Source organism: Ruegeria sp. BG8 (genome assembly GCF_056538325.1).
Map to the genome: position 1 here is coordinate 245,884 of NZ_JBQFSZ010000001.1, position 24,736 is coordinate 270,619.

Genomic DNA, 24,736 nt, shown 5'->3' on the forward strand with positions numbered 1-24,736 from the left:
TCAAGTTTGGCAGCTTGAGATCAACGCCAGTCGATCCTTGATCAAGATACGCCCGTAACCAATGTCAATCAGGCCCATATCCGCCAGGCGATGAAGGTTTCTGTGCAAGGTCGGACGCGACACGGCAACCATTTCTGCCAGTTCGTCCTGAGAGACGATAATCCAACCGTCTTGCTTGCATGTTCCTTCGTCAAGATGCAGCAACCGCAGCGCCAGCCGTTTTTCTGCGCCAGTAACCACAAGGTTGGCAATAATGCGCAGGGCTGTCCGCATGTTGAGGTGAGACATCTCGTAAAAATCGCGAATGTACTCCGGATGGTCCTGAACCAGTCGGTTTATCCGTGCAATTGGAAAGAACAGCGTTTCGGTGTCCTCAGTCGCGACGACGCTGACCAGCCTGAGCTCTTCGGCGAACAGGGCTAAGTCTCCAATCCAGAAACCGGCACCCGCCCGGTGGACCACAAATTCCTGACCATCATCCGCTGGCGCGGACACTTGAATACCCCCGGACAAAACAGCGTACACGCCGTCCACAGGATCGCCGTAGTGATACAACGGCTCTCCGCATTTGAACGCTTTGGCCATACCGCATGACAATAAATCGTTCTGAAACCGCTCAGATCGGTTCGAGAACCAAGCCGTATTCTGCAACAGCTTAGAATTATTGGTTTTATCTAACATTAGTACTTTCCAATATAATCATATGATAGATTCAAATTCCACCTCGTATCTTAGACTGGCAGAGTTCGATTCTACGGCCTGAACTTAGTTTCTGCCCTGATCGAATGCATTCAAAAAAGCGGTATTTCAACGACTTACCGTCTTTTTCTTTCAAATACATCTTAGGGCCGTTTCGGCTGAACTAGATCAGGAGAACACAATGTCACCACCACGTTTGAGGACAGACGGCTGGCGTAATAAATTACGTCAGGTTGCCGTGGCTACATTCGCCGTTGCGCTTGCGCTTCCGGCTTGGGCGCAAGATCAGAAGCCCAACATTCTGGTCATTTGGGGGGACGATATCGGTCAATCCAATATCTCGGCCTACACAATGGGCCTGATGGGATATCAGACACCGAACATCGACCGTGTCGCCAAAGAAGGCATGATTTTCACCGACTATTACGGCGAACAATCCTGCACCGCCGGTCGCTCGTCCTACATCATGGGACAGTCGGTTTTCCGCACCGGCTTGTCAAAAGTTGGTCTGCCGGGTGCCGATCTTGGTATGCAGGTCGAGGACCCAACGATTGCTGGCCTTCTGAAAGACCACGGCTATGTCACCGGTCAGTTCGGCAAGAACCACCTGGGCGACAAAGATGAACACCTGCCGACAAACCACGGTTTTGACGAATTCTTCGGAAACCTTTACCACCTCAACGCTGAAGAAGAGCCTGAGAACGAAGACTACCCGGGCGATGCGGTTCTGGCCGACGGTCGGACCTTCCGCGAAGCTTACGGCCCACGCGGTGTGATCAAGTCCAAGGCCGACGGCACGATTGAAGACACCGGCCCACTGACCAAAAAGCGCATGGAAACGGTGGATGAAGAAACAGTTGCCGCCGCAATCGATTTCATCAAGCGTGCGCATGAGCAGGGGCAACCGTTTTATGTCTGGTGGAATGGCACCCGGATGCACTTCCGCACCCACGTCAAAGACGAAATGCGCGCACAGGCCAACGAAATCTTTGGTGGTGTGGCCGATGAATATACAGCGGGCATGATCGAACATGATATGCATGTCGGTCAATTGCTGGACCTGCTGGATGAGCTTGGCATCGCGGACAACACGATCGTGCATTATTCGACAGACAACGGCCCGCACATGAACACTTGGCCCGACGCCGCGTCGACTCCTTTCTGGGGTGAGAAAAATACCAACTGGGAAGGCGGATGGCGCGTCCCGTCGATGGTGCGTTGGCCGGGCAAGATCGAAGCTGGATCGGTCACCAATGAGATCGTGCACCACATGGACTGGCTGCCCACCTATCTGGCCGTCGCCGGTGATGCAGACATCAAAGAAAAGCTGAAAGCCGGGTACAGCTCGTCCGGAATGGGCCGCGACTATAAGGTGCATCTGGACGGCTACAACATCCTGCCCCTTCTGACCGGCGAAGCCACAGAAGGCCCACGCCGCGAAATCTTTTATTTCTCGGACGATGGCGACCTGACGGCGCTGCGGTTCGACGATTGGAAGCTGATCTTCCTTGAGCAGAAGGCTTGGGCAACCCTGCGTGCCTGGATGGAACCTTGGACAGAGCTGCGTATCCCGCTGATCGTCAACCTAAGACGCGATCCCTATGAGCGTGCCTATCGTACATCCAACACCTATTATGATTGGCTGCTGGACCGTGCGTATTTCCTGGTGCCCGCGCAGCAATATGTCGGTAACTTCCTGGCGACCTTCCAGGAATTCCCACCGCGTCAAAAGGCTGCAAGCTTCAACCTGGATCAGGTTATGGAAAAGCTGGCGACCCCGACCAACAACTAAGAAAAAGACAAAGGGCCGCAAAACCGCGGCCCTTTTCATCATTAAGTCAAAAGGAATTTGATATGAAAGCCGCACTACTCTCAGGGCTTTTGTCTATTACTGCTGCCACCGTCTGCGCCGATCCCCTACCCAGCTGGCAGGATGTTGAATCCAAATCGCGGATCATGGACTTTGTCGGCAGCGTCACCGACCCCAACAACATGGACTACGTAACGCCGGCTGAGCGGATCGCCGTATTCGACAACGATGGTACGTTGTGGGCCGAACAGCCGGTCTATTTTCAATTGATCTTTGCGATGGAACGGCTGGCCGAGCTTGCAGAAGCGGACCCCTCTATCCTTAGTTCACCGACCCTTGAAGCCGCCGCCAAGGGTGACGTTCAGGCAATTGTGGATGGAGGACATGACGCCTTGATAGAGGTTATCAACGCCTCCCACTCGGGTATGAGCGTGGAAGCTTTTCAAGTCTCAGTCGCGGATTGGCTTATGACGGCACGTCACCCGAAAACCGAGCTTCCGTATGACCAAATGACGTATCAGCCGATGGTCGAACTACTGCGCTATCTGAGGGATGAAGATTTTCGCACGTACATCGTTTCCGGGGGCGGTCTGCACTTCATGCGTGTTTTTGCGGAAGAGGCATATGGGATTCCACCCGAACAAGTGTTGGGCACTTATGGCGATTCAACATACGAAACCAGCGACGGAACCCCCACAATCGTGAAAGCGCCGGGAATTGCTTTCATAGACGACAAGGAAGGCAAGCCGATTAACATCGAACGTACGATTGGTCGGCGTCCGATTTTGGCCGGGGGCAACTCGGACGGGGACTTTGCCATGCTCGAGTGGACCACAGCCGGTGACGGGCCCCGATTGGGCATTTTGGTACACCATACGGACAGTGATCGGGAATGGGCTTATGACAGGGAAAGCCCGATTGGAAAACTAGTCGACGGGCTGGACAAAGGTCCTGACATGGGCTGGGTCATCGTCGATATGGCCGAGGATTGGAAACGCGTCTACACTGGGTCCGAATAGAAAGATCGGGACATCTAACCCCATGTGGACAGTCTTTGTTTCCGCCGCCATCTTTTTTCTTTACGTGGCGGCGGTTCTCTTTGCGATACGGGCAGCACAGACCGCACGAACACCACAGGGTGCAGTTGGCTGGGTGGTTTTCCTGATATCAGCGCCGGTATTTGGAGTGCCCCTGTACCTGTTTCTGGGCCACCACCGGTTTCGCGGTTACCGCATAGCGCGCAAGCAAAGCGAGACCGTGGTTGAAGGGATCAAAACCTTCGCCGACTTTTCCAAACCCGACCCGGATTCAATGCTGATTAACCCTCGCCCGTTCGAAGCGCTTGCCCACTTGCCGGTTTCGCGCGGTAACGGCGTAAGCCTTCTGATCGACGGGCAGGCCACATTTGATGCGATATTCGAGGCCATCGACGGCGCACGAAACTACATTCTGATCCAATTCTACATCGTTCGGGACGATGCGCTTGGTCAAAAGCTACAGCAAAAACTTATTGCTGCTGCTAAGCGGGGTGTGAGTGTACGTTTCATGACGGACTCGGTTGGAAGCTATGGTCTACCAACGACCTATCTCGACACCCTGCGCGCAGCGGGGATCGAGATTGCAAATCCCCGTGATCGCCGTGGTCCTCAATACAGGTTCCAACTGAATTATCGAAACCACAGAAAAACCGTGATCATAGATGGTGAAACCGGTTTTATCGGCGGCCACAATGTCGGGGTCGAGTACCTGGGACAGAGTAAATACTTCGGTCATTGGCGGGACACGCATGTCCGCATGACCGGCCATATCGTCCGCCAGTTACAACTGATATTCACAGAAGACTGGCATTGGGCCCACGAAGAAGATCTGATCGACCAATTGGACTGGGCAGGCACTGAATCCGATCAGGACATGAATGCCCTATTGGTCGCAACAGGCCCCGGCGACGAAACAGAAACCGGAGCCATGATGTTCTTTGCCGCGATTACCGAGGCAAAAGAACGCCTTTGGATCGCCTCGCCTTATTTTGTGCCCGACATCGATATCATGACGGCGTTGCAACACGCAGCCCTTCGGGGTGTTGACGTGCGAATTATGGTGCCCGAGGTGATTGACCATCGCCTGCCATGGCTGGCCGCGTTTGCATATTTTGATGAAATCCGGGACTGCGGCGCGCGTGTCTTTCGCTATACCGACGGCTTCATGCACCAAAAGGTATTTGTGGTCGACGATACACTTGCAGGGGTTGGTACGACTAATCTGGACAACCGATCCTTCCGTCTGAATTTTGAAGCGATGGCCCTGCTCTTTGATAAACGCGCGGCTGACGCGGTCGCCCAGATGTTGGAGGCTGATTTCGAAGATTGCTACGAGTTGAACAAAAAACTGCCGGAACAGCCGGTGTACATCCGCTTTGGATCGCCGATCGCGCGGCTGTTTGCGCCCATCCTTTAATTCATCAGCTCTTCCTTGAAGACTTGCGTCATCAAGGCCACCATAAACGCGGTCGACAACCCAAACGCCAGCAAACCGGTCACCGATGCAAACGCGCCAAAGATGCGCAGCTGCTCACCCAGAACGATGTCGCCGTAGCCGAGCGTCGTGAACGTCACGAGCGAGAAATACAAAGCCGAGTTCCAGTCAGGCAAAACATCCCCCAAAACCCAGACCACGGCCCATAACCAAACCTGAAACGTGTGGATGGCCACGATAAAGAACAGCGCAACACAAAGGGGCGTGGCAATCGTGATGAACCGCTTGCTGTTTTCCAGACGCAGCGACAACCCGCGGATCGTTTGCGTGCACCACGTCAAAAGCGCAATTTCGAGCACAAAACAGATACCAAGGTAGATACTGCCCCATAGAATTTGCTCGAGTAAGGTCATCGGTCAGCTGCCACTTTTTGCAAAAATCCCTTCAACAATGACTGGTTAGGTACGGCGCTACAACCCCGTCATATGCACTGCGACGAATGGAAACGAATTCGCGTCTGCACTGGACACCGAATGCCCGGAACACACATTGTTGCGGACACGGTAAGAGGCTTGTGCATGCTGCTGAATATTGAAGACGTCCGCAAATCCTATCCCGGCGGACGCCCCGTTTTGAACGGGGTCTCGTTCAACCTGGATCAGGGGCAGACACTGGCCCTGACCGGTGAAAGCGGCAGTGGCAAAAGCACCCTTCTAAACCTTGCTGCCGCGCTGGACAGCTTTGACGAAGGTGAGATTACTCTGGACGGGACAAAACTGTCCGGGTTGGATGATCCGGGCAGGGCAAAGCTGCGTCGCCACACTATTTCGATCGTTTTTCAGCAATTTAATCTGATCCCATCTTTGACGGTGGCTCAGAACATATCTTTTCATGCACGTTTGGCCGGACAGGACGACGAAGCCTGGAATGCACATCTTTCGGCTAGGCTGGGACTTTCAGAGCTAACGGACCGATATCCAGAAAATCTGTCGGGCGGACAACAACAACGCGTCGCCATAGGTCGTGCGCTTGCGTCGCGCCCGAAACTGTTGCTGGCGGATGAGCCAACCGGAAATCTGGACGAAACGGCCAGCAAAAACGTTCTGGACCTGATGCTGTCTTTGGTCGAGGAATCTGGAACCGCTTTGTTGTTGGTGACCCACTCACGAGACATTGCGGCCCGACTAGACCGCCGCCTGCATCTGACAGGCGGTCTGATCTCATGACACGGGCGATCATTCAGGCGCTGTGGTCCCATTGGCGATCGCATCGGCTGCAATTGGCGACGCTGTTGATCGGCCTTGCACTGGCCACAGCACTTTGGTCCGCCGTGCAGGCCATCAACGCCGAGGCGCGCGCCAGCTATCAACGTGCAAATGACCAGCTTGCCTTGGGACAATACGATGAGCTTCGCGATCCTTCCGGTTTGTTCCCGGTCGAGCAATACGTTGCATTGCGCAGGGCCGGTTGGCAGGTCGCAGCGGTTCTCGAAGGTCCATTGCGCATCGGCAATCAAACAGTACGGGTGATGGGGATCGATATGCTCACCTACCCCGCCCTGCCCGCCGTAACTCAGGCCGAGCAAGCAGAGACACCTCTGGAGCCTGCGGATATCCTGACCGCGCCGGGTCGGTTGCTGACGACCCCGGCTTTGGCGCAAGTATTAAACGGCGTCGAAGGTCTGCCACCGGTATTGGAAACCGATAATCTGCCTCCGGACCTTGTTTTGACCGATATCGGCGTCGCTGAAACACTACTCAACCATCCCGGGCAAGTGTCTCGGTTGATCATATTGCCGAGCCAGCCCGCGAACCTGCCGGAACTGCAGGATGTTACCCCTTCGCTCACACGGGTCGCCGCATCCTCGCAACTGGACACGGCGCAACTTACAGACAGCTTTCATTTGAACCTGACGGCTTTCGGTCTGCTGTCCTTTGCCGTCGGTTTGTTCATAGTGCACGGCACAGTCGGTCTGGCATTTGCGCAGCGGCGCGGGATGATCCGGACGTTACGGGCGCTGGGCGTATCTATGCGCCACCTCGTCTGGATGATCATGGCCGAGTTGACAGTGTTCGCCCTGATCGGAGGCATGTTGGGCCTTGTTCTGGGATACTTCATCGCTGGCGCTCTGCTGCCGGACGTCGCAGCAACCCTGCGCGGCCTGTACGGGGCATCAATTAGCGGGCAACTCGCCTTACAAGGTAAATGGATTGCAGCAGGGCTAGCGATGGCATTGAGCGGAACGCTGCTGGCCAGCGGACATGCACTGTTTCGACTTTCACGAATGCCCTTGTTAGCTGGCGCGGGCGTTCAGGCATGGCGCGGTGCGGCGTCGGAAAGATTGCTTACTCCGATCCTCGGGGTTGGCGCAATCATCGTCGGAGCTTTGGCGCAAATCTTGTTCGGAGGTTTGATCGCCGGGTTCGCAATGCTGGCGGGCCTGCTGATCGGAGGAGCCTTGTTGCTGCCCGTGTTGTTGTCATACGCCCTCAGGTTCTTGCAACGCCGCGCCAAAGGTGTGGTCGCGCAATGGATTTGGTCCGACATGCGCGCTCAATTGCCGGGCCTGTCGCTGGCCATGATGGCTCTGCTGCTTGCCTTGGCCGCGAATATCGGCGTCGGCACAATGGTTTCCAGCTTTCGGCTGACCTTCACCGGTTGGCTGGACCAGCGCCTGACCTCCGAGCTTTACCTGACGGCCCGTGACGAGCAGCAAGGCCGCGAGATCACCCAATGGCTGACCCCACGCGCAGATGCGGTACTGCCCATTCGTAGTATCGAACTAAGCCACGACACCGGGCCGCTGTTCTTATACGGCATTGTGGATGATCAAACCTACCGGGACTATTGGCCGTTGATCGCTGCCGCGCCGGATGTCTGGGATCAGGTCATGAGTGGTACCGCTATTCTGATCAACGAACAACTGGCACGCCGCGCCGATCTTTGGCCCGGTGACACCCTGACCGTTACCAGCAATGAAACCTTGCCCATTGCCGGCGTCTATTCCGATTATGGCAACCCCACGGGGCAAGCGATTGTTTCGATGGCAAAGCTGGATACGATCGCACCGGGGGCCGAGGCCCGACGCTTTGGCGTCCGGGTCGATCCAAACCGCGCCACTGAACTTGCGCAGGCCCTGCGGGAGGAATTCGGCCTTCCCCCCGGTTCCGTGATCCAACAGGCGGCAATGAAAGCGCAGTCCAAAGCCGTGTTTGAGAAAACCTTTGTTGTGACATCCGCCCTGAACGTTCTGACCCTTGGCGTTGCAGCGTTTGCCATCCTAACCAGCCTTTTGACGTTGTGGACCCAGCGTTTGCCACAGATTGCGCCGGTTTGGGCCTTGGGGTTGACCCGCGCGCAGCTGGCGCGGCTCGAGCTACTGCGCAGCGTTCTATTGGCCGCTCTGACGGCAGTATTTGCCCTACCCCTTGGCCTTGTTTTGGCGTGGACCTTGCTGGCGGTTATCAACGTCGAGGCGTTTGGCTGGCGCTTGCCGATGTATCTGTTTCCGACGGACTGGGTGTATCTGTTTGTCCTGACTTTGTTGGCGGGGGTTGCCGCGGCTGCCATTCCCGCCCTTCGGTTACTTCGACTTCCACCTGCCGATTTGCTGAGAGTGTTTGCCAATGAACGTTAGATCGCTGGTCCTTTCGTTTTTTCTGATGTTTCCGGACCTCGGCTTGGCGCAAGGCTATGCCGGATTGGGAGGATCGGCCGAAGGTTTCAACGTGCCGCAGGCAGGGTATGAATTCCAATTTCCACAAGATCACGGCCCACATCCGGCCTATCGGATCGAGTGGTGGTACCTGACGTCAAATCTAACGGGCGATGATGGGCGATCCTATGGTCTGCAGTGGACGCTTTTTCGTTCTGCACTCAAACCCAACGAGTCGGACGGGTGGCAAAGCCCTCAGCTATGGATGGGACACGCGGCGGTCACAACGCCCGAAGCACATTATTTTGCAGAACGGTTGTCGCGCGGGGGGATCGGTCAGGCGGGTGTCAACGCCGAACCGTTTGAGGCGTGGATCGATGATTGGTACATGCGCGGCCCGGATTTCGATCAGTTAGACTTGCGCGCCAATGGCGACGATTTTGGGTACCAGGTGACGTTGAACGCCAACGGTCCCTTGGTGTTTCACGGTGATGAAGGTTATTCGGTCAAATCCGCCGATGGGCAGGCCAGCTATTACTATTCTCAACCGTTTTTTGAAGTGACTGGAACGCTTCGTCTGCCCGGCGGCGAGGTTTCTGTTTCGGGACAAGGGTGGCTGGATCGCGAATGGTCTTCACAACCTCTGGCAGCGGATCAAAACGGTTGGGATTGGTTCTCGCTTAGCTTTGAGAACGGCGACAAAATGATGGCGTTCCGGTTGCGCGGGGACCGTCAGGACTTTACCGCCGCAACCTGGATCAACGCCGACGGAACAACCACCGCCCTGCCCGATGGTTCTGTGCGCATTGCGCCCCTGGACACGGCTCCAGTCGCCGGGCGAGAGGTTCCTGTTCATTGGCAGGTCACTCTTCCGGAACACAACGTGGATGTTGAGGTTTCAGCCCTAACCCCAGATGCTTGGATGGCGACACGCTTTGAATACTGGGAAGGACCCGTCATTGTATCGGGCAGCCACACTGGGCGCGGCTACCTTGAGATGACAGGCTACTAACCGCGTTTATCGCACAACGTAAACGGAAACGTTCGAGTGCCGTACAACCCGCGCCGCATTCGGCCCCAGCAGATAGTCCTTTAGATCCGGCTTGTGCGCGCCGATCACGATCAGATCCGATCCTGCACTTTCCGCCGTTTTCAGAATCTCCTGATACGCAGTTCCTGTCGCAACAACATGTCGGATTTTCTCGTTACGCTCGGGTCCCAAGGTAGACATGCATAGCTCAGAAAGCTCGGTCTGTGCTTTCTCAAGGGCTTTATCGTGAAAGTCCGTCTCAAAGAAACCCGATACCCAGCTCTCACCGAAATCCGGCAGGACAGTTACAACATCTAGTTGCGCATTCTCTAAGTCGGCCAATGCAGCGGCTTTCTCAAGCACATGTACGTCCAGACGACCGTTGCTGATATCTACGGCGCAAAGTACGGAATTTGTCATGCGAGCACCTCTTGTCTGGCGGCGCGGCCGCGTTGCAGGAAGGCGATCAGACCCAGCAATATCAAGGCCGGGATATAGACCAGTTGTTTCGGAGGCTGGCTTACTGGCAAGCTGACCGAGGTCAGACGCACCGCGTCATCCCCGTAATAGTCGAATATATCCAGATCGCCGGACACCGGAGTTCCCGGGAATGGCTCTTCGAGTTTGACCAGACCGTCTTCTTCCAGCAGCAACAGGCCCAAAGCCTCAAGGCGCGCTTCGCCTCCTTCTTCGCTTCCGACCGGCACAACGATGGTTGTGTCTGTCATCTCGAGTGTGTCGAAATCAGGCCCCGCCACGACCATTCGAACCTCGGTCCCCGGTGGCGTTTGTCCGATCGTTTCGACGAGCGCTGCGGGTTCAACCGACGTAAATGGCGGTGAAATCCGATCCATGAAGAAATCTGGTCGGAACAGCGCAAACGCGACAGCGATGAGCGCGACGCTTTCATAAATGCGGCTGTGTGTGAGGAAATACCCCATTGTGCCTGCGGTAAAGACAAGGATCGCTATCGTTGCAAAGACCGCCACTATTATGCCTTCGACCCAGGTGACATCGATCAACAGCAGATCGGTGTTGAAAATGAACACAAACGGCAGCGCAACGGTCCGCAGACTATAGAAAAACGCCGTGAACCCTGTCTTGATCGCGTCGCCACCAGACACCGCAGCGGCGGCGAAACTGGCCAACCCCACTGGTGGGGTCACGTCGGCCATGATCCCAAAGTAAAAGACAAACAGGTGTACGGCGATCAGCGGCACAATCAATCCGCTTTGCGCACCCAACTCGACCACAACACCGGCCATCAGAGAGCTGACGACGATGTAGTTCGCAGTGGTCGGCAGGCCCATGCCCAAAATCAGGCTGAGCAGCCCGACCATAACCAGCATAAGGATCAAGTTGCCGCCGGACAGGAATTCGACAAGGTCAGCCATCACCTGCCCTACGCCGGTCAAAGTTACCGTGCCCACGATCACGCCAGCAGTCGCCGTCGCCAGCGCAATACCGATCATGTTGCGCGCGCCGTCGATCAATCCTTGCCAAAGGTCCGCGACACCATCGATGAAGTTGTCGTACAGGTTGCTTTGACCGCGGAACAAAGCCTTAAGGGGTTTTTGCGTGACCAGAATGACAAACAACAGCGCCGTCGCCCAGAAAGCAGACAAACCCGGCGATTTCTGTTCGATCATCAGGAAATAGACCAGCACGATGATCGGCAGCAAATAGTGCAGACCTGCCTTGTAGATATCCGCGATGACAGGCAGCGTAACCTCTTTCGCGTTCGGATCATCGGGTTCAAGGTCAGGCACCTGAGACGCCAGATACAGCAATCCGACGTATACGGCGCAAACGATCAGGCTCAGGATCATACCTGCAGCCGATGGTGCCCAATTCGTCACTGCTTCGACCGGAAATTGCGAGCTGTAGCAGAGCCCGGCAAAGACAAGGAAGAAAGACAGCATGCCCAGGACAGTTCGCGCCAGATGCACGTCGCGATCACCCAATGTGGGCATGTTCCGCTTCACCGCTTCGAGGTGCACGATATAGACCAGCGCAATATAAGAAATCGCTGCGGGCAGGAAAGCGTGGGTGATAACCTCAACATACGAGATACCCACATATTCCACCATCAGGAACGCCGCGGCCCCCATGACCGGCGGCATGATCTGACCGTTTACAGAGCTTGCGACCTCGACCGATCCGGCCTGTTCGCTGGAAAAGCCCACGCGTTTCATCAACGGGATGGTAAACGTCCCGGTGGTTACAACATTCGCGATGGAAGAGCCTGAGATAAGCCCAGTCGCCGCCGAACCCACAACCGCAGCCTTGGCCGGTCCACCCCGCAAGTGGCCCAACGCACCAAAGGCCATCTTGATAAAGTAATTCCCGGCCCCGGCCTTATCCAGCAGTGCACCGAACAGCACGAACAAGAACACAAACTTGGTCGAAACACCCAGAGCGATGCCAAAAACGCCCTCGGATGTAATCCACATATGGCTCATCGCCTTTTTAAGGCTGGCACCTTTCCAACGAATGACTTCTGGCACCCACTCTGAGGACCCGAAGAACACATAGCCCAAAAAGATCGTAGCAATAATCGCCATAGCGGGGCCAAGCGCGCGGCGCGCGGCCTCAAACAGCAACAACAAGCCACCCAGCGCGATCCATTTATCCGTATCGTCAGCCAGACCGCCTGCGTTCACAATTTTGGTGTAGAAAAAATACCCATACAGCGCCACGAAGGCCCCAAGCGCCCCCATGATCCAGTCCTGAATCGGAATGTAGTCACGCGGGCTGGATTTCAGCGCAGGATAGGCCGCAAAGGCCAAGAACATCGCAAACGCCAAGTGAATCTGGCGCGAGTTATTAACCACACTGCCCGGCAGCACGACATTTGAGATCGGAGACGCTAGAACGACTTGAAAAATAGACCAGATCGCTGCCACGACGGCCAGAAAGATCCCAACACTGCCAACAGGGTTTCGCCCACCTGCATCGGAAGACGCGACAAGGTCCTGCAGCTCTTCTTCGGATAACGGTCGATTGGATTGTGTGTCGGAACTCATCGGAATGTCTCCCCGTTTTTTGGCCTTTGCGGCCTTATTCAGCACCCGTTCAAATCGGGCTTAAGTGACAGGGCGCCCAAAGGCGCCCTGCATCAGGTCTGGCTTATTGCACCCAGCCTTTTTCTTTGTAGTACTTCTCGGCACCCGGATGCAGCGGTGCCGACAGGCCGTCCGCAATCATTTCTTCGGGTTTGAGGTTTGCAAATGCAGGGTGCAGCTTTTTGAAGTCGTCGAAGTTTTCGAAGACCGAGCTGACCACAGCATAAACAGCGTCATCCGACACATCCGCCGATGTCACAAAGGTTGCACCAACGCCGAATGTCGTGGTTTCACCATCCGACCCACGGTACATGCCGCCGGGAATTGTGGCGGTGCGGTAGTACGAATTGCCGTCGATCAGACCGTCGATAGCGTCCCCGGTTACGTTAACCAGAACGGAATCGCAGGCAGTGGTTGCCTCTTGGATGGAACCCGACGGGTGACCGACGGTGTAGATCATCGCGTCAATCTGGTTGTCGCACAGCGCCGCCGACTGCTCGGCCGCTTTCAGCTCGGACGCCAGTTCAAAGTCGTCGAGCGTCCAACCCATCGCTTCCAGAACAACGTCCATGGTGCCGCGCTGACCAGAGCCAGGGTTGCCGATATTCACGCGTTTGCCCTTGAGGTCCTCAAAGGTGGAAATGCCCGAATCCGCACGGGCCACTACGGTAAAGGGCTCGGGGTGGACCGAGAACACCGCGCGCAGCTTGTCAAACGCGCCCGCATCCTCGAACTTCGAGGTGCCGTTATATGCATGGTACTGCCAGTCGGACTGAGCGACACCAAACTCCAGCTCGCCTTCGCGAATTGTGTTGATGTTGTAGACAGAACCGCCCGTCGATTCGACCGAGCAACGCACGCCGTGCTCTTTGCGGCCCTTATTCACCAGACGGCAAATCGCGCCACCTGTCGGGTAGTACACGCCGGTTACGCCGCCGGTACCAATTGTGATGAATTCTTCCGCATACGCTGCCGGAGCCATCAGAGCTGCGGTCACTACCGCGCCAAGGCTAAGCTTGCTGCTGTTTTTCATTTTTGAGAACTCCCAAACTTTTTTTGTGGATGAGAGACCTTTTGCAGGCCCCTCAACTGGGACCTTGCCGGTACGGCAAGCCTGCCTGTCATGCAACAGGATCAAGCATTTGAATTTAAAAAATCTCCCAACTCATTCGACGTTTCATTCAGATACTCGACTTGTCAACCCCCGCACCGGATCGAACGCGCCGGTTCCTCACATCTGATGGTGTTTTGCGAAGTTTCCCCGTAGGCAAACCGGTTGGCCACACAGGGAACACCAACTGAGTTTTGACAGCAGAATCCGGATTGCTCTTTGTTTCCGAACGAAATCCCAAAACTCACGATACAGAGGTTTGGATCTATCTAAGATAGTAGAAAAGCTTGATGTGGTGCCCAAGGAGAGACTCGAACTCTCACGCCCGTGAAGGCGGGGGATTTTGAATCCCCTGCGTCTACCATTCCGCCACTTGGGCCACGAACACTGGATTAGCGCCGACAGCCGGGAACGTCCAGAGGCAAAAACCAACCTAATTCCAGTTTGTTTTGGTTGGAGCGGTTGACGCCTCATCAGGCGCATGGTTTGGCTGGAACGGTCAGAGATTAGGAAAAAACGCTTTATGTTGCGATCGCTTTATGACTGGACCATCCGTCTGGCTGAACATCCGCACGCGCTTTGGGCGCTCGCCATTGTGGCTTTTATCGAAAGCTCGTTTTTTCCGATTCCTCCTGATGTGCTGATGATTCCCATGATTCTCGCCCGGCCGTCTCGCGCGTGGTTGATTGCGATGGTTGCCTTGGTGGCTTCGGTGCTGGGTGGTCTGTTTGGCTACGCCATCGGAGCATTCTTTTATGAAAGCATCGGCCAGCCCATTCTGGAGTCGATGGGCAAGGCGCATGCCATGGAAGAATTCAACACCCGTTTCAACGATTTCGGGTTCTGGGCCGTTTTGGCGGCGGGTGTAACGCCCTTCCCCTACAAGGTGATCACCATCATGTCCGGTTGGACAGGCATGCCGCTGGGAACTTTCATCGCAACGTCTATTCTGGCCCGCGCACTGCGGTTCTTTCTGGTGGCCGGGTTGCTATGGAAGTTCGGCGAGCCTATCCGTGACTTTATCGAAAAACGACTGGGGCTGATGTTCACCCTGTTCATCATCCTGCTGTTTGGTGGCTTCGTGGCGGTGAAGTACTTATGACACGCAACACTTTGATATTGCTGGCGGCCGGAGGCTCAACGGCATTGCTACTGGGTGCCTGGGGCTTTCAGTATATCGGCGGGCTGGCACCGTGTAAGATGTGCATCTGGCAACGCTACCCTCACGGCGCGGCGGTTTTGATAGGTGCTGCCGCGCTCGCCCTGCCGCGCGTAAACTTGCTGCCCCTGTTGGGGGCCGCCGCAGCTTTGGCAACCGCTACCATAGGAGTGTTCCACGCAGGCGTTGAGCAAAAGTGGTGGGAGGGACCGACAAGCTGCACATCCGGTGGCATTGGCGGGCTGTCCACACAAGAACTAATGGATCAGATCATGTCTGCCCCATTGGTCCGCTGCGACGACATCCCTTGGGAAATGCTGGGCCTTTCAATGGCTGGCTGGAACGCCGTAATTTCGGGCGTTCTGTGCTTGATTTGGCTCGCCGCGTGGCGGGCGAGCCGTTAAAATTCGTCGAGCTCTGCATCCCAGTACAGAAAATCAATCCAACTGTCGTGCAGATGGTTTGGTGGGAATTTACGCCCAATGTTGCGCAATGCTTCAGCGGCAGGCTGGCGAGGAGGCTTGCGTAGTGTCATTCCTGCTTGCCGAAGCGACTTGGACCCTTTGCGCAGGTTGCAGGGGCTACACGCTGCCACAACATTCTGCCAACTTGTCACGCCACCCGCAGCACGGGGTACAACATGATCAAACGTCAGATCACCACGGCTGCCGCAATACTGACAGCGGAACTCGTCCCTCAGAAATAAATTAAAGCGCGTGAAGGCCACGCGCTTTCTGGGTTTTACGTAATCCTTGAGTACAACGACCGAAGGTATTCGGATCTCGGTACTCGGGCTTCGGACGACCTCGTCGTATTCAGCCACGATATCCACCCTGTCCAGCCAGGCCGCCTTTATCGCTTCCTGCCACGGCCACAGGGACAAAGGATAGTAAGACAAGGGACGATAATCAGCGTTCAAAACCAATGCCGGATGATGCTTTAGCGCACCGGGTTCCCTGACAAATTCGGTCCTGAAGTCTCCATCCATATCTGAATCGCTCCTCGCTCTGCTCTGCCCGTTATGACACCAGAGCGGGGAACACCCGCCCCGGCCTTCACTTAACTATATATCGTGTTAAAACTCTGACAAGCCCTGAGTTTCCACAATATCTCGGGATTGGTTAAGCCGAATCCGTAACAGCATCGTGACAGTTATCCACAGGTTGCACACACCGTGTCCCTCGGGCTATGGCGAGGCATGGGCTGGTTTATCCGATTCAACAAACCTTTCGATGTGCTGCCGCAATTCACGGAACGCGCGAACGCCGATTCGCCGCGCCGTACACTCTCGGACTTTATAGATCTGCCTAACGTTTACCCGGCCGGTCGACTGGACCGGGACAGTGAAGGCCTGATGCTGTTGACCGACAATGGGCGGCTGCAAGCGCAGATTTCAGACCCCAAACATAAGATGTCCAAGACCTATTGGGTTCAGGTCGAAGGTCTGCCGGATGCAGCCGCACTAAAGGCGCTGCGCGATGGCATCGAGCTGAAGGATGGCCTGACGCGCCCCGCCAAAGCCCGTTTGATCGACGAACCTGACGGTCTTTGGCCGCGCACACCCCCGATCCGCGTACGCCAAACCGTTCCGGACAGTTGGATTGAACTGACGCTACGCGAAGGACGCAACCGGCAGGTACGCCGCATGACCGCCGCTGTCGGCCATCCGACCCTGCGCCTGATACGCGTTCGTATAGGGGAATGGTCACTGGATGGACTGGAGCCTGGACACTGGGACAGCCTTCCGGAACCTGCGCTGAACAACCCACCCTCACGCAAGCGGGATCGCCGCCAGCACAGGTGACAAAAACGCCCTTTTGTGATAGGGTTACCCCATGAAAGTCACACCGGGCATACCTTCGCCGGAAGGCATTCTGGAAGCTGCACTATACGTCGACGATCTTGACGCGGCCGAACAGTTTTACGGAGAGATTCTGGCGCTGGACAAAATTCTACGCGTCGAAAATCGGCACGTGTTTTACCGCGTCGGCGCATCCGTTCTGCTGATCTTTAACCCCGATGAAACAGAACAGCCGCCCGGAAACCCGGACTTGCCGGTGCCACCTCATGGCGCACGCGGTGCGGGGCACGTCTGTTTTTCAATGGACCGGGCCAAAATCGAGGTGATGCGCAAACATCTGATCGACTGGAATGTTCCCATCGACGCCGAGTTCGATTGGCCCAATGGCGCAAAGTCCGTCTATGTGCGCGACCCCGCCGGAAACTCGGTAGAGTTCGCTGAACCCAAACTTTGGGGCTAAGGTTATCTCAGCGGGTGCTTTTCACCACCGACAACCCGATAGACATCACGGGCGATCACGCCGACCTCACCCAACGCCGATTGGAATCTGGCCATGTGTTCCGTCGCAAAATGCGCTTCTAAGGCGGCTTGGTCTTCCCATTCTTCGTAAACACGAAATAGGTTTTCTTTTCCAAGAACTTGGCTGAACTCATAAACGATACAGCCATTTTCCTTCACCGTCTCTGCAACCATTTCCTGAGCCGCTTTGATGGCGTTTCCAACGCCTTCTGGTGCAACTTCAACCGTTCCAGTTACTACTAGCATCCTGCTTCCTTCCTCAGATGAAGTCGCTTTGAAATTCTGTCTACCGGCGTGCCGTTCTTTAGGGGCACTCCGTAAGAGACTGAAAAATCGCGAAAACCCATTTTCTCGTAATAGCTAAGACCTGTTCTATTGTCCGCACGTATGGTTGCATTCAACGACGTAAGCCCAACCGCGACTGCGTATTTTGATGTCTCGACGAACAATGCGCGCCCGGCCCCCTTCAGCACAGGATCTCGCCGGGTGAAGGTTGCGATATCGGCGCAATCTTCGGGCAAAGCCTCATTTGTTACCAACCACTGAAACCCAACCACTTCCCCTTGTGGGTCGAGCGCGACGTGACAACAGATCTTATCCGCACCGTTCAGATAACTCTGCGCAAACAATGCTTCAGAGAATGGCGTCTCAAAGGCGGTCGTCCCCCCGGTTTCAATGATCTGGTTCAGGATTTGACAGGCTGCTGCCACATCCTCTCGCATCATTGGGCGGACTATGATCATGGTCAGAGACTCAGTTTGTCGCGCATAAACGCCAGCGCAACGCTTAAGCCGTCGGGCGCGATTCCGTGGCCTGTCCCTTTCATCACGTGGGCATAGACCTCTTTAAATCCAGCCGATTGCAAGGCTTCGGCTGCCTCAGGCAACGATTGAGGTGGGACCACGTCGTCTGCATCGCCGTGCACCAACAACACGGGCATCCGGCTTACCGCCTCGTCTGGCAGCAGGTCCGGTTCCAGCAACCGACCAGAAAATGCGACGATCCCTGCCACCGGGTCCTCTCGTCGAGGGGCGACATGAAGGCTCATCATCGTGCCTTGGGAAAATCCAAACAGCACCACCTGCTCGGGCAACACGTCTTCGTCCACCATCAGGGCGTCGAGAAAGGCGTTGAAGTCCTCAACCGCCATCTCCATGCCACGGCGTGCTTCTTCCTCAGATGATCCGTCGATCCAAGGGATAGGAAACCACTGAAACCCGTTGGGCATTCCGGGAATTTGTTCGGGCGCATCGGGCGAAACAAACAAAGTGTCCGGCAGATGCTCGGCCAGCGGATCCGCAAGACCCAAAAGATCGGCTCCGTTGGCCCCGTAGCCATGCACAAACACCACAACCGATCGTGTGTCGCCCGAAACTGGCTCTTTTCGGAGCGCATTCAATACCCGTGTCATCTGATCCCTTCTCGTTCTTTGGCCACTCGGTAATAGGCCCACAACACCCGAGCCGCAACAGACCGCCACGGCGTCCAGGCTTCGGCCATTTGACGAAGCTGTTTGTCGGTCGGACGTTTCGGCAGGTCATAGAGGATACGCGCGGCTTCTTGGAGCGCGAGGTCTCCGGGCGCGATCACATCAGCCCGGCCCAGTGAAAACATGGCGTAAATCTCGGCCGTCCAGACACCAATGCCCGGAACTTCGGTCAATGTGGACACAACCTCTGCGTCAGGAACGTCTCGCAACGCTTTGTAATCAATGCGCGCCTCTGCAAGTGCACGCGCATAGCGCATCTTCTGCCGACTCAAGCCAGCTGCGCGCAGGTCGTCGTCCGACGCCCACATTATTTTCCGCGGCCCAGTCAGTTTTGCATCCTGCAGCCGTTTCCAGATTGCATTCGCCGACGCGACGCTCACCTGTTGACTGACGATCGCACTCAGAAGCTGGGCAAAACCGTCCGGTCGACGCCGCAATGGTAATGGGCCAGTCTGCTCCATCGCATAAGCCATGCGTGGGCACGCATCCGCCAGCCACGCTGCCCCCTCGGCGACACAGTCTGGGGTTTCGATGATACGTCCGACAGACATTTACGCTCCGGCTTTTGGTCACGTGCACGTTAGGGTGGTTTGTCGCAGATGCAACCCGCTTGTGCGTGTCGCAATTCACCGATACCCATTGGCGTATGACCATGACCGCAAGTGCACCAGACAACAGTCAGGCCAAACGGAATGTCGCCGTGTTGGTGGCTGCTCAGGCTGTTCTGGGTGCCCAGATGCCGATGATCTTTATCGTCGGCGGATTGGCGGGACAGTCGCTGGCGACAAACGCATGCCTTGCAACATTACCGATATCACTGATCGTTTTGGGTTCTATGCTTGCCGCGACTCCGATCTCGGCGATCATGCAACGCTGGGGGCGGCGCGTAGGTTTTCTGGTCGGCGCGACCGCAGGCGCATGTGGCGGTCTGGTCGGAGCATATGGCCTGTTTCTAGGCTCGTTTCCTGTCTTTCTGCTGGGCAGCCTGCTGACCGGCGTCTACATGAGCGCGCACGGGTTCTATCGCTTTGCCGCGGCCGATACAGCCTCGGACGAGTTTCGCCCCAAAGCGATTTCATATGTCATGGCGGGCGGGCTGGCCGCAGCCATCATTGGCCCTCAGATCGTCAAACTGACCTCAACGGCCTACGTCATCCCCTTCCTCGGCACTTATCTGGCCGTGATCGCGATGAATGTATTTGGCTCGGCCCTGTTCTTCTTTTTGGACATCCCGACGCCACCCAAGGCGCAGGAAGGATCACCTCAAGGCCGAACACGGATCGAAATGCTGAAAACACCGCGGATTGCGGTGGCAATCATCTGTGCAATGGTCTCGTACGCTTTGATGAACCTTGTGATGACATCGACTCCGCTGGCTGTCGTGGGCTGCGGGTATACCGCCAATGAAGCGGCTGATGTTGTCACAGGACATGTGCTGGCGATGTACGTTCCCAGCTTTTTCACCGGGCAATTGATCGCCCGGTTCGGTGTTGAAAAAATTGTAGCCCTGGGGCTGGCAATCCTGGCCGGTGCTGGCGTCGTCGCGTTGCAAGGCGTTGAGCTTGAGAATTTCTTTGTCGCTTTGATCCTGCTGGGTATCGGTTGGAACTTTGGCTTTATTGGCGCCACAACGATGTTGGCCGAGTCGCACAGCGTCAGTGAACGCGGCCGTATGCAAGGCTTGAACGACTTGCTCGTATTCGGGGGCGTAACGCTCGCGTCCTTGTCGTCTGGCGGCTTGATGAACTGCTCGGGTGGCTCGCCGGTTGAGGGGTGGACAGCCGTAAACCTTGCCATGATCCCCCTGCTCACCCTTGCCGGTGGCGCGCTGCTCTGGCTAGTGTTGCGCCCCAATGAGCCGGAAACAGCCTGATCGTTACCAGCGCCCCTGGGAAACTTTCCACATCAGTGACAGTCTTCGTTTGATTTCGCCTTGCGACAGTTGACCGGCGGCCACGCGATCCGGGCGCGCGACTGCCTGTGACAGAACCCATTCAGCCTGCCAACCCGCGTATAATGCTGGCACGGCTTCTTGAGAGACTGCGTCGCGTTGCGTCCGAGCCCGCAGCAACCTGTCCAACGCCGTTTGCGCAAGGGTTCGAACCCCATCCGGAGTTCCGTCCAACAGCGGAATACGGCCTCTCTCCTCCAGTTGCGGGATGGCCCGCAGCCAGTTGGCAACTCCGGTTGCATAGCCAAAATCACGCAACACAGTTTCGTCTGCTGTACCCAGTGATTGGGCAGATGCAACCAAAAGTGAACCCGCGCTTTTGTCTATATACGCATCAAAATGGGCCTGATCTTCGAACGGGTCTTTGTATATGTCCCAGCGCCTTACAGCCACATACTCATCCAAAACCCCGGCAAGTTCCGCCGACAAAACCCGAGACAATGGCGTAACGACCTCATGCTTGCGCACCGTCTTGCCTTGGGCAATCTCATCCAGCGCATCACGCCACCACTGCAGCCGCATTTCAGCAATCATCGTTTCCTGCGTCACCCACGGCGCACGAGATACTTCAACATTTAACGCATAAATTGGAAATAAAACGGCTCGGGCGGCAACCGGTGCCGCCATTGCCGCCATGAACCGGTCGGGATCAGCGCGATGCACGAGCGCGGCACAAGCCTTTACGTCTTCGTCGAAAGCGACGCTCACTCGGCCACCGCCGCCTGGGGGTTACAATCTCGCACCAGCTTCCACTGGATCGCGTCCAACAATGCTTCGAAAGAGGCATCAACTATGTTTGCACTGACGCCGACTGTCGACCACCGACGTCCCTGCCCGTCCTCGCTGTCAATGATAACCCGCGTAACAGCCTCGGTCCCGCCTTGCGTTATGCGAACCTTGAAGTCCACAAGATGCATATCGTCCAAAATGCGGGAATACCGGCCCAAGTCCTTGGACAACGCTTTCGCCAGCGCGTTCACCGGCCCCCGATCGCTGCCATCTTCGTCAAGGGATTCACTGACCGACAGTTTCTTTTCCCCATCGACTTTTACAACCACGACCGCTTCGGACAGGCTGACCATCTTGTTGTATTTGTTTTTACGCCGCTCAACGGTGACCTTGTATCGCTTTACTTCAAAGAACTCCGGTAGCTGCCCCAGCTCTTCTCGCGCCAGCAGCTCGAAACTGGCCTGCGCCGTGTCGTAGGAATACCCGTCTGCCTCGCGCAGTTTGATCCCATCCAAAATCCGCCCCAAAGCAGGATCGCCCGCATCGACTTTCAGGCCTGCTTCGGTCAGGCGCTTGCGCAGATTCGATTGTCCAGCCTGGTTCGACATGGGAATGATCCGGTCGTTACCCACGGCCTGCGGATCAATATGCTCGTATGTCGTTGGATCCTTGAGGATCGCACTTGCGTGCAGCCCCGCCTTATGCGCAAAGGCCGACGCCCCGACATAGGCGGATTGTTTGCTGGGAACACGGTTTAGGATATCGTCTAGCATTCGACTGACACGTGTTAAACCGGCCAAGGCCTGCCCGCTGACACCGATATCAAACTGAGAGGCATAGGGTTCTTTCAACAGCAAGGTCGGGATTAGCGCGGTCAGATTGGCGTTTCCGCAGCGCTCCCCCAATCCGTTCAATGTACCCTGAATTTGGCGCGCGCCAGCGTCCACAGCAGCCAGCGAACAGGCTACCGCATTTTCGGTGTCGTTATGCGTATGAATGCCCAAGCGATCGCCCGGCAAGCCTGCGGCGATAACCTTCGAAACGATCCGGGATACCTCAGCCGGCAACGCGCCACCATTCGTGTCACACAAAACGATCCAGCGCGCACCGGCTTCCAGTGCGGCACGACATACCGCAACCGCATAGTCCGGGTTATCTTTGTACCCATCAAAGAAATGTTCGGCGTCAAAAAGCGCCTCGCGCCCCTGCGCAACGATATGAGCGACCGAGGCACGAACGTTTTCCAGATTTTCCTCAAGCGTCAGCCCAAGCGCATGGGTGACGTGATAGTCATGCGACTTTCCTACAAGACAAACGGCCTGTGTGCCGGCGTTCATTACAGCCGCCAGAACATCGTCATTCTCGGCTGAGCGCCCGGCCCTTTTTGTCATGCCAAATGCCGTCAGGCATGCCTTTGTTTTCGGTGCCGCTTCAAAAAAAGCGCTGTCAGTTGGGTTCGCACCAGGCCATCCACCTTCGATATAATCTACGCCCAAAGCATCCAGTGCTTGCGCGATCTGCACTTTTTCAGCCGTTGAAAACTGCACGCCCTGCGTTTGCTGCCCATCCCGCAAGGTGGTGTCGTAAAGAAAAAGACGTTCCTTTGTCATCACACACCTTCCAGCTTTGCGGCATCAAATCCGGCGCCAGGCACCAGCTCTACCCCATCTTTGCTCATCCGAACCTCGAGACCGGCTGCCAGATACGCCGATTTCAGGCGATCCACTTCGGCAAAGTCTTTCGTTTCCATCGCGGCTGCCCTTGCGGCTGCCAGTTTCTGAGCATGCGCTGCCAAATCAACAGAGGCTGTGTCGGCCCACGCCCCCATTTCCGGCAGCAACAGGCCCAGCAATTGAGCACTGGCCAATAACCCCTGAGCATCACCATCCGAGGCCAAACGGTAGAGTTCAGCCAAGGCACCCGCAGTGTTCAGGTCATCACTGAGCGCAGCAATAACCGAGGGTGCCGCGCTGGCGGCGGGCTCGATGCCCGCTGTCAGCGCCCGCCACTTGCGCAAGGTCGCTTCTGCCTCTCGAGCCTTTTTCTCCGTCCAATCCATCGGTTTGCGATAGTGGGTTTGCAAGAATACAAACCGGATGACCTCTCCTGGCACGCCCTGTTCCAGTAGGTCATGCACGGTAAAGAAATTGCCCAACGACTTGGACATTTTCTTACCCTCGACCTGTAGCATCTCGTTGTGCAACCACACACGCGCGAATTCTCCATGCGGATGGGCGCACCGGCTTTGAGCGATTTCGTTTTCATGGTGCGGGAACATCAGGTCATTGCCGCCGCCGTGTATGTCAAAACTCTCACCTAGCAACTCATAACTCATGGCTGAGCATTCGATATGCCAACCGGGACGCCCGCGACCCCAGGGACTGTCCCACCCTGGTAGCTCGTCCGTCGATGGCTTCCACAGGACGAAATCCATCGGATTTTTCTTATACGGCGCCACCTCGACGCGTGCGCCTGCGATCATGTCATCAACCGACCGGCCAGACAAAGCGCCGTATTGGTCCTTCCAGCTATCGACCGCAAAAAGAACATGCCCCTCTGCGGCATAGGCGTGCCCTTTCTCGATCAGGTCTTGGATCATCGTGACCATCTGTTCGATGTACTGCGTCGCCCTTGGCATCTGATTGGGTTCAAGCGCGCCCAATGCGCCCATATCATGCAGGTACCATCCGATTGTCTCATCTGACCGTTCCTGAACAAGCTGCTCTAGTGTTCCGACGGCACCCGCCTTCTGCCGCGCCAAGGCGGTCGCGTTAATCTTATCGTCTACATCCGTGAAATTGCGGACATAAGTTACGTGTTGCGGCCCATAAGTGTGACGCAAAAGCCGGTACAAAACATCGAACACCACCACAGGCCGAGCGTTACCCAGATGCGCGCGATCGTAAACGGTGGGTCCGCAGACATACATCCGCACATTATCAGCACTGATCGGGACGAAATCCTCTTTCGTCCGCGTCCGCGTGTTGTGCAGTTTGATCGTCGTCATCGGTTCGCTCCTAAGAACAGCTTGGCGTCTCGCGTTGACGCGGGCTTAGCAACTTGTCTCAGGGAAGAAAACGAAAGAAACCGGCCCGCGTGAAAGATCAGCAGGGAATGCAGCACGTAATAATGATGCGTGTCACGTGTTTCATAGGCAGATGGCTACCACGGCTGCGTCCCTACGCCAAGCCCTCACGTTCACAACGCAAGCCGATTGACAAAAGCAAACCGCTCTGGCCCTGTCGG

The 24,736-nt window shown here is 56.1% G+C and carries 24 protein-coding genes and 1 tRNA gene; 11 read left to right on the forward strand and 14 right to left on the reverse strand.

Going from position 1 to position 24,736, the window contains the following annotated elements; all coding sequences use genetic code 11:
- Entirely contained in the window at positions 1-681 is a 681-nt protein-coding gene (locus tag ACR0DG_RS01285; RefSeq protein ID WP_480693624.1) for a Crp/Fnr family transcriptional regulator, read from the reverse strand.
- A gap of 199 nt (positions 682-880) precedes the next feature.
- On the opposite strand from ACR0DG_RS01285, the gene ACR0DG_RS01290 reads away from it, so the two are divergent.
- The 3 genes from ACR0DG_RS01290 to cls all read left to right on the forward strand — a co-directional run bounded on the left by ACR0DG_RS01290 (position 881) and on the right by cls (position 4,963).
- A complete protein-coding gene (locus ACR0DG_RS01290) occupies positions 881-2,491 on the forward strand; it encodes an arylsulfatase (RefSeq protein ID WP_480693625.1) in 1,611 nt (536 codons plus the stop codon).
- Positions 2,492-2,553: 62 nt separating this feature from the next.
- The gene (locus ACR0DG_RS01295) at positions 2,554-3,528 is read left to right on the forward strand and encodes an HAD family hydrolase (RefSeq protein ID WP_480693626.1); all 975 of its coding nucleotides are present in this window, start codon (positions 2,554-2,556) and stop codon (positions 3,526-3,528) included.
- Positions 3,529-3,550: 22 nt separating this feature from the next.
- Positions 3,551-4,963, forward strand: a complete 1,413-nt coding sequence (gene cls / locus ACR0DG_RS01300; RefSeq protein ID WP_480693627.1) for a cardiolipin synthase — start codon at positions 3,551-3,553, stop codon at positions 4,961-4,963.
- On the opposite strand, the gene ACR0DG_RS01305 is transcribed toward cls, so the two are convergent.
- The gene (locus ACR0DG_RS01305; RefSeq protein WP_480693628.1) at positions 4,960-5,394 is read right to left on the reverse strand and encodes an ion channel; all 435 of its coding nucleotides are present in this window, start codon (positions 5,392-5,394) and stop codon (positions 4,960-4,962) included. The genes cls and ACR0DG_RS01305 overlap by 4 nt on opposite strands.
- A 165-nt stretch (positions 5,395-5,559) precedes the next feature.
- Here ACR0DG_RS01305 and ACR0DG_RS01310 point away from each other — a divergent pair, with 165 nt between their 5' ends.
- Genes ACR0DG_RS01310 through ACR0DG_RS01320 form a run of 3 tightly spaced genes read left to right on the forward strand, consistent with a single transcriptional unit; the run spans position 5,560 to position 9,648 of the window.
- Positions 5,560-6,207 carry an ABC transporter ATP-binding protein gene (locus ACR0DG_RS01310; protein WP_480693629.1) on the forward strand — a complete coding sequence of 216 codons (648 nt, stop codon included), beginning with the start codon at positions 5,560-5,562 and terminating at the stop codon, positions 6,205-6,207.
- Complete coding sequence (locus ACR0DG_RS01315) at positions 6,204-8,618, forward strand: ABC transporter permease (protein WP_480693630.1); 2,415 nt, start codon at positions 6,204-6,206, stop codon at positions 8,616-8,618. The genes ACR0DG_RS01310 and ACR0DG_RS01315 overlap by 4 nt, the downstream gene beginning before the upstream one ends.
- Positions 8,608-9,648: a lipocalin-like domain-containing protein gene (locus ACR0DG_RS01320; RefSeq protein WP_480693631.1), complete on the forward strand. Its 1,041-nt coding sequence runs from the start codon at positions 8,608-8,610 to the stop codon at positions 9,646-9,648. The genes ACR0DG_RS01315 and ACR0DG_RS01320 overlap by 11 nt, the downstream gene beginning before the upstream one ends.
- 6 nt (positions 9,649-9,654) lie before the next feature.
- Here ACR0DG_RS01320 and ACR0DG_RS01325 read toward each other — a convergent pair whose 3' ends face one another.
- The 4 genes from ACR0DG_RS01325 to ACR0DG_RS01340 form a co-directional block, all read right to left on the reverse strand.
- Positions 9,655-10,086 carry a universal stress protein gene (locus ACR0DG_RS01325; protein ID WP_480693632.1) on the reverse strand — a complete coding sequence of 144 codons (432 nt, stop codon included), beginning with the start codon at positions 10,084-10,086 and terminating at the stop codon, positions 9,655-9,657.
- On the reverse strand, positions 10,083-12,692 hold the full coding sequence (locus ACR0DG_RS01330) for a TRAP transporter permease (RefSeq protein ID WP_480693633.1): 2,610 nt from the start codon (positions 12,690-12,692) through the stop codon (positions 10,083-10,085). The genes ACR0DG_RS01325 and ACR0DG_RS01330 overlap by 4 nt, the downstream gene beginning before the upstream one ends.
- 103 nt (positions 12,693-12,795) lie before the next feature.
- Entirely contained in the window at positions 12,796-13,764 is a 969-nt protein-coding gene (locus tag ACR0DG_RS01335; protein ID WP_480693634.1) for a TAXI family TRAP transporter solute-binding subunit, read from the reverse strand.
- Between the two features lie 371 nt (positions 13,765-14,135).
- Positions 14,136-14,221, reverse strand: a tRNA-Leu gene (locus ACR0DG_RS01340).
- A gap of 144 nt (positions 14,222-14,365) precedes the next feature.
- Between ACR0DG_RS01340 and ACR0DG_RS01345 the strand changes: the two genes are divergently transcribed.
- A complete protein-coding gene (locus tag ACR0DG_RS01345) occupies positions 14,366-14,944 on the forward strand; it encodes a YqaA family protein (protein ID WP_480693635.1) in 579 nt (192 codons plus the stop codon).
- Complete coding sequence (locus ACR0DG_RS01350) at positions 14,941-15,405, forward strand: disulfide bond formation protein B (protein WP_480693636.1); 465 nt, start codon at positions 14,941-14,943, stop codon at positions 15,403-15,405. The genes ACR0DG_RS01345 and ACR0DG_RS01350 overlap by 4 nt, the downstream gene beginning before the upstream one ends.
- On the opposite strand, the gene ACR0DG_RS01355 is transcribed toward ACR0DG_RS01350, so the two are convergent.
- Positions 15,402-15,989: an HNH endonuclease gene (locus ACR0DG_RS01355; RefSeq protein ID WP_480693637.1), complete on the reverse strand. Its 588-nt coding sequence runs from the start codon at positions 15,987-15,989 to the stop codon at positions 15,402-15,404. The two genes, ACR0DG_RS01350 and ACR0DG_RS01355, sit on opposite strands and share 4 nt — an antisense overlap.
- Before the next feature lie 210 nt (positions 15,990-16,199).
- Between ACR0DG_RS01355 and ACR0DG_RS01360 the strand changes: the two genes are divergently transcribed.
- Positions 16,200-16,805 (forward strand): pseudouridine synthase, encoded by a 606-nt coding sequence (locus ACR0DG_RS01360; RefSeq protein ID WP_480693638.1) that lies wholly within the window; start codon positions 16,200-16,202, stop codon positions 16,803-16,805.
- A gap of 31 nt (positions 16,806-16,836) precedes the next feature.
- Positions 16,837-17,262 (forward strand): VOC family protein, encoded by a 426-nt coding sequence (locus ACR0DG_RS01365; protein ID WP_480693639.1) that lies wholly within the window; start codon positions 16,837-16,839, stop codon positions 17,260-17,262.
- A gap of 2 nt (positions 17,263-17,264) precedes the next feature.
- On the opposite strand, the gene ACR0DG_RS01370 is transcribed toward ACR0DG_RS01365, so the two are convergent.
- The 4 genes from ACR0DG_RS01370 to ACR0DG_RS01385 are packed head-to-tail and all read right to left on the reverse strand — an operon-like array spanning position 17,265 to position 19,361.
- The gene (locus ACR0DG_RS01370; RefSeq protein ID WP_480693640.1) at positions 17,265-17,567 is read right to left on the reverse strand and encodes a putative quinol monooxygenase; all 303 of its coding nucleotides are present in this window, start codon (positions 17,565-17,567) and stop codon (positions 17,265-17,267) included.
- Positions 17,561-18,064, reverse strand: coding sequence for an N-acetyltransferase family protein (locus ACR0DG_RS01375; RefSeq protein ID WP_480693641.1), 504 nt, complete (start codon positions 18,062-18,064; stop codon positions 17,561-17,563). The genes ACR0DG_RS01370 and ACR0DG_RS01375 overlap by 7 nt, the downstream gene beginning before the upstream one ends.
- A gap of 2 nt (positions 18,065-18,066) precedes the next feature.
- Positions 18,067-18,732, reverse strand: a complete 666-nt coding sequence (locus ACR0DG_RS01380) for an alpha/beta hydrolase (protein WP_480693642.1) — start codon at positions 18,730-18,732, stop codon at positions 18,067-18,069.
- A complete protein-coding gene (locus ACR0DG_RS01385; RefSeq protein ID WP_480693643.1) occupies positions 18,729-19,361 on the reverse strand; it encodes a DNA-3-methyladenine glycosylase family protein in 633 nt (210 codons plus the stop codon). Before ACR0DG_RS01385 ends, ACR0DG_RS01380 begins: the two co-directional genes overlap by 4 nt.
- Before the next feature lie 101 nt (positions 19,362-19,462).
- On the opposite strand from ACR0DG_RS01385, the gene ACR0DG_RS01390 reads away from it, so the two are divergent.
- Positions 19,463-20,683 carry an MFS transporter gene (locus ACR0DG_RS01390; protein WP_480693644.1) on the forward strand — a complete coding sequence of 407 codons (1,221 nt, stop codon included), beginning with the start codon at positions 19,463-19,465 and terminating at the stop codon, positions 20,681-20,683.
- A 3-nt stretch (positions 20,684-20,686) separates the two neighbouring features.
- Here the strand turns inward: ACR0DG_RS01390 and ACR0DG_RS01395 are convergent, their stop codons facing one another.
- From ACR0DG_RS01395 to cysS, 3 genes are read right to left on the reverse strand one after another with little or no spacing between them, the layout of a single operon-like run.
- A complete protein-coding gene (locus ACR0DG_RS01395; protein ID WP_480693645.1) occupies positions 20,687-21,469 on the reverse strand; it encodes a squalene/phytoene synthase family protein in 783 nt (260 codons plus the stop codon).
- Entirely contained in the window at positions 21,466-23,100 is a 1,635-nt protein-coding gene (cimA, locus tag ACR0DG_RS01400; RefSeq protein ID WP_480693646.1) for a citramalate synthase, read from the reverse strand. The genes ACR0DG_RS01395 and cimA overlap by 4 nt, the downstream gene beginning before the upstream one ends.
- Positions 23,100-24,497: a cysteine--tRNA ligase gene (gene cysS / locus ACR0DG_RS01405; RefSeq protein WP_480693647.1), complete on the reverse strand. Its 1,398-nt coding sequence runs from the start codon at positions 24,495-24,497 to the stop codon at positions 23,100-23,102. Before cysS ends, cimA begins: the two co-directional genes overlap by 1 nt.
- Positions 24,498-24,736: the final 239 nt, after the last annotated feature.